8 protein-coding genes are annotated in these 7,770 nt (G+C 67.7%); 3 read left to right on the top strand and 5 right to left on the bottom strand.

Annotation, left to right across the window (positions count from 1 at the left end; genetic code table 11):
• Together JWP83_RS09380 and JWP83_RS09385 are read right to left on the bottom strand one after the other, a co-directional pair.
• Nucleotides 1-328: DUF222 domain-containing protein (locus JWP83_RS09380; RefSeq protein WP_297729134.1), on the bottom strand; the 328-nt coding region annotated here is incomplete at its 3' end.
• 245 nt (nt 329-573) lie between these two features.
• Complete coding sequence (locus JWP83_RS09385) at nt 574-1,218, bottom strand: MBL fold metallo-hydrolase (RefSeq protein ID WP_297729137.1); 645 nt, start codon at nt 1,216-1,218, stop codon at nt 574-576.
• Between the two features lie 224 nt (nt 1,219-1,442).
• Here JWP83_RS09385 and JWP83_RS09390 point away from each other — a divergent pair, with 224 nt between their 5' ends.
• Both JWP83_RS09390 and JWP83_RS09395 read left to right on the top strand, forming a co-directional pair.
• Nucleotides 1,443-2,582, top strand: a complete 1,140-nt coding sequence (locus JWP83_RS09390) for an exonuclease SbcCD subunit D (RefSeq protein ID WP_297729140.1) — start codon at nt 1,443-1,445, stop codon at nt 2,580-2,582.
• A complete protein-coding gene (locus JWP83_RS09395; RefSeq protein WP_297729143.1) occupies nt 2,579-5,200 on the top strand; it encodes an AAA family ATPase in 2,622 nt (873 codons plus the stop codon). Before JWP83_RS09390 ends, JWP83_RS09395 begins: the two co-directional genes overlap by 4 nt.
• 103 nt (nt 5,201-5,303) lie before the next feature.
• Here the strand turns inward: JWP83_RS09395 and JWP83_RS09400 are convergent, their stop codons facing one another.
• From JWP83_RS09400 to JWP83_RS09410, 3 genes are all read right to left on the bottom strand, one after another.
• A complete protein-coding gene (locus JWP83_RS09400) occupies nt 5,304-5,729 on the bottom strand; it encodes a nitroreductase family deazaflavin-dependent oxidoreductase (protein ID WP_297729146.1) in 426 nt (141 codons plus the stop codon).
• A 70-nt stretch (nt 5,730-5,799) separates the two neighbouring features.
• Complete coding sequence (locus tag JWP83_RS09405) at nt 5,800-6,168, bottom strand: nuclear transport factor 2 family protein (RefSeq protein ID WP_297729149.1); 369 nt, start codon at nt 6,166-6,168, stop codon at nt 5,800-5,802.
• A gap of 11 nt (nt 6,169-6,179) precedes the next feature.
• Nucleotides 6,180-6,860, bottom strand: coding sequence for a class I SAM-dependent methyltransferase (locus JWP83_RS09410; RefSeq protein ID WP_297729152.1), 681 nt, complete (start codon nt 6,858-6,860; stop codon nt 6,180-6,182).
• Nucleotides 6,861-7,140: 280 nt separating this feature from the next.
• On the opposite strand from JWP83_RS09410, the gene JWP83_RS09415 reads away from it, so the two are divergent.
• Nucleotides 7,141-7,770 (top strand): NADP-dependent oxidoreductase (locus JWP83_RS09415; protein ID WP_297729155.1); only part of this gene is annotated, 630 nt, incomplete at its 3' end.

The raw sequence follows: 7,770 nt of genomic DNA on the forward strand, positions 1-7,770 counted from the left end.
GCGCCGCGATCACCCCGACCTGATCCAGCGACAGCCGGCCCTCCCGCATGCCCCGCGCACAGCGGGGAAACGCCTCCAGCCGGCGCGCGACGGTGGTGATCGTGTGGGCGTTTGCTGATGACGAGCCGATCTTCCAGGCCACCAACGCCGCCACCGACCGTGCGCCCGTAGCGCCGCAGAGCTCGTCGCGATCCAACTCGGCGACGATCTCCACAATGCGCCCATCAATCGCGTTGCGCTGACCGGCCAACTCCGCCAACTCCTCGAACAACACCTCAAGACGCTGGGCAGGGCTCACCGCCGCGACAGGCGCTGCGGTCAAGGACATAACGTCATCATCGCAGCCGGGTACGACAAATCTCCGCCGCCCAAACGCCCCACCCCGCTAGACGCGTCACCGGCATCGTCGCTGACGTCCTCCGGTTCTTGCGGAGGTCAGATAGGCGGGAACGAGGCCCAACCGTCGATGACGTAGTTGTGTTCATCGTCGGCGGCCACCCTCAGGGCTCCAGGGCCCGGATAATGCGCGGGAAAGATGGTCCTGCCGGTGTGCGCCGCGCGGTCCAGGATGTGTCATCGCGATGCCCTGGCCGTTTCGGCATCGAGGTCAAAGCTGCACACGGCGTCGGGACGGCTCACTTGCAGCGGACTGTGGAGCAAATCACCGGCGAACACCGCCCCGCCGCCGTCGTTGAGCCACAGCACCGATGAATCGGGAGTATGGCCAGGTGTCAGTTCCACGCGCAGACGATCGTTGATGACGTGTTCGCCCTCCCAGGTGACCGATTGGCCGGATTGCTCGATCGGCGTGATGCTGTCGGCGTAAACAAGTCGGATGCCGGCGAAGCGCGCCGCTTCGTCGTCGTTGTTGGGCGGTCGCATTCGGGATGCGTTGTCGGAGCGGAAATAGTCCCGGTCACCTTGGGGCACCAGGTATCTGGCATTCGGGAAGGTCGGGACCCAGTCGCCGTCGGCGAGCGTGGTGTTCCAGCCGACGTGGTCGTAGTGGATGTGGGTGTTGACGACATAGTCGACGCCGAGCCGGTCGATTCCTGCCGCGTCGAGCCGGTCTGCGAAATCGGTGTGCAGGTCGGCGAGCAAGGGAACCTGTGGCCGATCACGGCCGTTACCGACCCCGGTGTCAACAATGACGGTAATACCCTCGCAGCGCACCACCCAGGTTTGGATCGCGCAGCGATAGGCGTTGTCGTCGGGCACATAGAACGCAGGATCCAGCCAATCCGCGTTCTCGCGCCATACGTGCTGCGGTGTATCGGGGAACAGCGCTACAGGCGATTACCAAGCGCTCCATCTCTGGCATCAAAAGCGCGGCGGCGTCGCTCCTATGGAGACCTGCCGCGCAAGGTCCCCGGCGTTGTCGGCGTCCGGACCTAGACTCGCGGTGCCCTGATAGCCACGCAACTCGAAAGGGGGCCGCCGGGATGCGATTCCTGCACACCGCCGACTGGCAGCTGGGCATGACCCGGCACTTCCTCGCCGGCGACGCCCAGCCACGGTATTCGGCGGCGCGCCGCGACGCGGTGGCCGGTCTGGGTGCGCTGGCGGCGGAGGTGGGCGCCGAGTTCGTAGTGGTGGCCGGTGACGTCTTCGAACACAACCAGCTCGCCCCGCAGGTAATCGGGCAGTCCCTGGAAGCCATGCGCGCCATCGGGATTCCGGTGTACCTGCTCCCGGGCAACCACGACCCGCTCGACGCGTCATCGGTGTACACCGGCGCGCTGTTCACCGCCGAGCGTCCCGACAACGTCATCGTGCTCGATCGGGCGGGTGTGCACCAGGTGAGGTCGGGACTCGAAATCCTCGCCGCGCCATGGCGGTCCAAGGCCCCGACCACCGACCTGGTCGCCGAAGTCCTCGACGGCCTGAACCCGGGCCCCGTCACCCGCATCCTCGTCGCCCACGGCGGCGTGGACGTCCTGGACCCCGACCGCGACAAACCCTCGCTGATCAGGCTCGCCGGGCTCGACAAAGCCCTGGCCCGTGGCGCAATCCACTATGTCGCGCTGGGGGACAAGCATTCGCTCACGCAGGTCGGCGACAGCGGCCGAGTCTGGTACTCCGGCACCCCGGAAGTCACCAACTTCGACGACGTCGAATCGGACCCCGGTCACGTGCTTGTCGTCGACGTCGACGAAAACGGTGTCCACGTGGAACCCCGGGACGTCGGCCACTGGCGGTTCGTCACCATGCACCGCCAGGTCGACACCAGCCGCGACATCGCCGACCTCGACATGAACCTGGACCTGATGACAGAGAAGGACCGGACGGTGGTGCGGCTGGCACTGACCGGTTCGTTGACGGTCACCGACCGCGCCGCACTCGATGCGTGCCTGGACAGGTACGCACGGCTGTTCGCCTGGCTGGGGCAGTGGGAACGCCACACCGAACTGGCGGTGGTGCCCGCCGACGGCGAGTTCAACGATCTCGGTATCGGCGGATTCGCCGCCGCGGCCGTCGAGGAACTGGTGGTCACGGCGCGCGAAGGAGACTGCGAGACCGCCGCTGACGCGCAGGCCGCGCTGGCACTGTTGCTGCGCCTCGCCGATCGGGGCGCCGCATGAAGCTGCACCGGCTCGTCCTGACGAACTACCGCGGCATCGCGCACCGCGAGATCGAGTTCCCCGATCACGGCGTGGTGGTGGTCTGCGGAGCCAACGAGATCGGCAAGTCGTCGATGATCGAGGCGCTCGACCTGCTGCTGGAATCCCGGGACCGCTCCACGAAGAAGGAAGTCAAGCAGGTCAAGCCGACCAACAGCGACGTCGGTTCCGAGGTAGGTGCCGAAATCAGCTGCGGCCCTTACCGTTTCGTCTACCGCAAGCGGTTCCACAAGAAGTGCGAGACGGAGCTGACGGTGCTGACGCCGCGCCGCGAACAGCTGACCGGCGACGAAGCCCACGAACGGGTCCGGGCGATGCTGGCCGAAACGGTGGACAACGACCTCTGGCGCGCCCAACGGGTGCTGCAGGCCACGTCGACCGCCGCGGTGGACCTGTCCGGTTGCGATGCGCTGTCGCGTGCGCTCGATGTGGCGGCCGGTGACGCCGCAGCGCGCTGCGGCACCGAGCCGCTGCTCATCGAGCGGATCGACGCCGAATACGGCCGTTACTTCACCCCGACCGGACGTCCCACCGGGGAGTGGGCCACCGCGATCACCCGGCTGACCGACACGGAGGCCGCGGTCGCGGAATGCGTGGCGGAGGTGGCCGAGGTCGACGACCGAGTGCGTCGCCACGCGGATCTGACCGAGCAGGTGGCCGAGTTGTCACAACAGCGGGCCGCCGCCGGCCCCCGGCTGGCCGCCGCGCGGGCCGACGCCGAGAGGATCTTCCAACTGACCAACCAGGCGCGCGAGGCCAAGCTGATCGCCGACGCCGCGGCCGCGACCAGCGCCGCGGCGACCGCCGCGCACAACGGGCGCTTACGGCTGCTGACCGAAATCGAGAGTCGCACCGCGAGCGTCGCCGCCGCCGAGGCCCAAGCGCAAGAGGCCGCCGATGCGCGGGCCACGTCGGTTGCAGCCGCGGAGGCCGCGGCCGGCGCCGTCGAGGAAGCCGTCCTGCTCCTCGCCGAGCTGCAACGCCGCGCCGAATCCGCCCGGAGCGCCGTCGACCAACTCGCCGCCCGCGAGGAGGCCGACCGGCTGAGCGGCCGATTGGCCAAGATCGCCGCCATCCAGCTTGACCGCGACCGGGTCTGCGCGGAGCTTTCCAGCGTTGCCATCACCGAGGAGTCCCTGCGTCGAATCGAAAACGCCGCCGCCGCCGTCGATCGCATCGGCGGGCAGTTGGCGTTGACGTCCGCCGCGGTGGAATTCACCGCGATCGCCGGCATCGAACTCGCCACCGGCGACCAACGCGTGTCGCTGCCGGCGGGCCAAAGCTGGTCGATCACCGCGACCGGCCCTACCACGGTCGAGGTTGCCGGCGTGTTGAGCGCGCGGGTCACTCCAGGCGCGACCACACTCGATGTCCAAGCCAAATACGCCGCGGCACAAGAGGAATTCACCGTGGCGCTGAAAGCCGCCGACGTGACAGACCTCGTGTCGGCACGATCCGCCGACCAGCGCCGCCGCGAACTGCAGGGCTGTCGCGACCAATTGGACGCCACCGTGGCCGGTGTGTGCGGCGACGAAGAGGTCGATGAACTGCGGTCGCGGCTGGCGCAGTTGCGTGCCGATCGCCCGGTCGAATCCGGCCTCTTCGCGACCGACAGCGCCGCCGCCCGCGCCGAACTGGACTCCGCCGACTCCGCCCGCGCCGCCGCGGCCACCGAATGCGAGGCCCGCCGCCGGACCGCGGCGGCCGCCGACGCCGTGCTCGCCGAGTCGTCAACGCGCGCAACGGTTTTACAGAATGGGCTCGACGCCCAACGCGCCGAGCTGAATGCCGCCACCGACCGGCTGGCCCAGGAGCGGGCGGAGGTGAGCGACGAGGACCTCGCGTCGGCGGCCGAAGCCGGGCTCAAAGCGACAGCAGGCGCCGAGCGGCGCGTCACCGAGCTGGCCGACGAGCTGGCGGCAGCCGCGCCGGACGCCGTGGCCGCCGAATTGACCGCCGCCACCGAGGCGGCGGATTCGCTGCGCGATCGCTACGAAGACGCCGCGCGCGCGTTGCGCGAAATCGGCATCGAGCTCACGGTTTTCGGCAGCGAGGGTCGCCAGGGCAAGCTGGACGCCGCGCAGACGGCACGCGAGCACGCCGCCAGTCAGCACTCGCGGATCGGTAGCCGGGCGCGGGCCGCCCAGCTGTTGCGCTCGGTGATGACACGCCACCGCGACACCACGAGGCAGCGCTACGTCGAGCCCTATCGCACGGAACTGCAGCGGCTCGGCCGCCCGGTCTTCGGCCCCACCTTCGAGGTCGACGTCGACAGCGACTTGTGCATCCGGAGCCGCACCCAGGACGGCGTCACGGTGCCTTACGAATCCCTGTCCGGCGGCGCCAAGGAGCAGCTCGGCATCCTGGCGAGGCTGGCCGGCGCGGCCTTGGTGGCCAAGGAGGACAGCGTCCCGGTGGTGGTCGACGACGCGCTGGGTTTCACCGATCCCGACCGGCTGGCCAGGATGGGGCAGGTGTTCGACACCGTCGGCGCCCACGGGCAGGTGATCGTGCTGACGTGCAGCCCCGACCGCTACAACGGCGTCCAAGGCGCGCACCGCATCGACCTCAACGTTTAGCGTTCGGTGACAGCCCACCCGCCCTAAGCCCGTCTGGCTCTCCAACCGACGAAGCATCGATCGGGATGTTATCGACCGAATGCACGTAAACCGTTGCACGCCTTCAAGACATGGCTGGCCTCGGGATGAGGGCGACGACGGGGATGGTGCGTGTCGTCGTGCGCTGGTATTCGGCGTATTGCGGATACCGTTGGGCCTGCTCGGCGTACTTCGCATCGCGCTCTGCGCCGCTTAGTTCAACGGCATGCACGTCGAGGCGCTCGTCGCCGACTTCGATGCTGGCGTCGGGGTTGGCGATGAGGTTCCAGTACCACGCGGGGCTGCGGTCAACACCGGCGGCCGAGGCGAACAGCAGGTAGCGACCGTCGTCGGCCAGATACATCAGTGGGTGTACCCGCTCTTCGCCACTTCGTGCGCCGGTCGTGTGTAGTAGCAAAACCGGTGCGCCCTCAAACGGGCCACCGAGGCGGCCATGATTGCTGCGAAACTCTTCGATGTTGCGGCGGTTGAACTCGTCGACCTCTGTCATGATGCCTCCTCGTTGGGTTTCGGTCAGATCATTCCAGCTCGGCGCGGCCGGTTCGGGCATACCCGCGGGTTCAGGGCGCATGATCTGTCAGCACGGTGTACAACTCGACGATGCAGCCGTCTCGCACGATTGCGACATCGAATCCCGAGCTCTCCGGCGCCGAGGTTCCGGGTTTGACCAACTGAAACGCTAAGTAGCCCAGACCCAATGTCTGATAGGCGGGACCCGCGGCAATGAACTGAAGATCGCCGAGCTTGGCTTGCAGCTCGGCAGCTTTGGCGTCCAACGCCTCGCGACCCGTGGTCACGCCGCCGTCGTCGGTCCATCGGATGTCCTTGGCATAGATGTGCTCGATCGTGGCACGCCGGCGCGCAGAGTCGCGCTCGTTGAAGACCTCGAGAAGGTTGGCGTGCATCAATTCAGTGATCGTGGCGCGCATCGCGAGACTTCCTATTCCATTGAGCGCCGTCGCGCGCGCAGGTACCAGAACGCCATGTCGACTGGCGCGCCGTCCAGTTCGCCGGGCGGGATGGCTGGCTCCAGCGACGTGATGTCCCAACCGGCGCCGCCGAGGACGTCGCGCAGCGTCTCTTCGGACACGGCCGGTCGCGGTTCCTTGCCTACCGGGTTGGCGTCGGAGAAGCAGCTGAGCAACAGGGTGGCGCCCGGCCGGGTCGCCCGGTGCACCGCGGCGGTGTAACTACGTCTGCCGTCGTCATCGAGGCTGTGGAACAGGCCGCTGTCGATCACGGTGTCGAACGCGTCGGTGTAGCCGTCGAGCTTGGTTGAGTCGGCCACCGCGAACTTCACGTCTACTCCGGCGTCCTTGGCCCGCAGCTCAGCGGTTTTCAGGGCGGTGGGTGAGATGTCCAACCCGGTCACCGTGTGACCGTTCTTGGCCAGGTAGACGGCGTTGTCGCCGAGCCCGCAACCGATGTCGAGGACGTCGCCGTGGACCCAGCCGCCGGTCTGCCACGTGATGACGCTTTCGCTGGGCGCCTTGTTATCCCATGGTGGTGTCGTCATCGGCGCAATGCCTTCGCCCGGGCTTTCGCCACGGTAAAGCGCTTCGTAATCAAGGTGCGGCGATCCGGAGGATCCTTGGGAGGAACTTGAGTCTGTCCCGGTCATAAGCGCCACCGTAGTAAATTTACATGATATGTCAATCAATCGGAGGGTTCGAGGGATTCGGCGAAATGTGACCACACGGGAGTGGGGACGGACAGCGGCCCGGACACGCCCTGCTGCGGGCTCGGTACCTCCCACGCATTGGTGACCGAAAAACTACCGGCAGTCAGCCCGGGACCACCGCCAGTCATCGGGGTGCTCAGCCGTGCGGTACAACCACCACGCATTGGCTTTAGCACCTCTACTGATTGACAGATCACCTAAATTCATTACGGTGACGCTTATGCCCAAAGCAGTGCAGTTCGATTCGTACGGCGGCATCGACGTCCTCGAGGTCCGCGACGTGCCCCGCCCTGTTCCGGAAGCCGGTGAGGTTCTGGTCGAGGTCAGGGCAGCCGGCATCAATCCGAGTGAGGCGGTGATCCGGAGTGGCGCGCTGCACGATTTATGGCCGGCGACGTTTCCGTCCGGTCAGGGCAGCGACCTGGCGGGGGTGGTGGCCGAGCTCGGTTCCGGCGTCAGCGGTCTCGCTGTCGGCGACGAGGTGATCGGGTTCTCGATGCGGCGGTCCAGCCACGCCGAGTACGTGACCGTGCCGGCGAATCAGGTGACACCGCGGCCGGCCGCGGTGCCGTGGGAGGTGGCCGGTTCGCTGTTCGTCGCAGGAGTCACCGCCTACGCCGCGGTGCGGGCGGTGCGCCTCGTACCGGGGGATACGGTAGCGATCGCGGGTGCGGCCGGCGGTGTCGGTTCGATCGCGGTTCAACTCGCCCGACGCGCCGGGGCCACGGTGCTCGGCATCGCCGGGCCGTCCAACGATCGCTGGCTCGCCGACCACGGCGCGGTCCCCGTCAACTATGGTGACGACCTGCCGGCCCGGCTGCGCGCCGCGGCACAGTCCGGCCACATCGAC

The sequence above is a fragment of the Mycobacterium sp. genome, assembly GCF_025965855.1.
Classification (GTDB): Bacteria; Actinomycetota; Actinomycetes; order Mycobacteriales; family Mycobacteriaceae; genus Mycobacterium.

What these genes read in the sequence shown, in the direction of transcription:
- JWP83_RS09395 (WP_297729143.1), top strand. Translation starts at nt 2,579, where the DNA reads ATGAAGCTGCACCGGCTCGTCCTGACGAACTACCGCGGCATCGCGCAC.
- JWP83_RS09390 (WP_297729140.1), top strand. Translation starts at nt 1,443, where the DNA reads ATGCGATTCCTGCACACCGCCGACTGGCAGCTGGGCATGACCCGGCAC.
- JWP83_RS09410 (WP_297729152.1), bottom strand. Translation starts at nt 6,860, where the DNA reads ATGACCGGGACAGACTCAAGTTCCTCCCAAGGATCCTCCGGATCGCCG.
- JWP83_RS09400 (WP_297729146.1), bottom strand. Translation starts at nt 5,729, where the DNA reads ATGACAGAGGTCGACGAGTTCAACCGCCGCAACATCGAAGAGTTTCGC.
- JWP83_RS09405 (WP_297729149.1), bottom strand. Translation starts at nt 6,168, where the DNA reads ATGCGCGCCACGATCACTGAATTGATGCACGCCAACCTTCTCGAGGTC.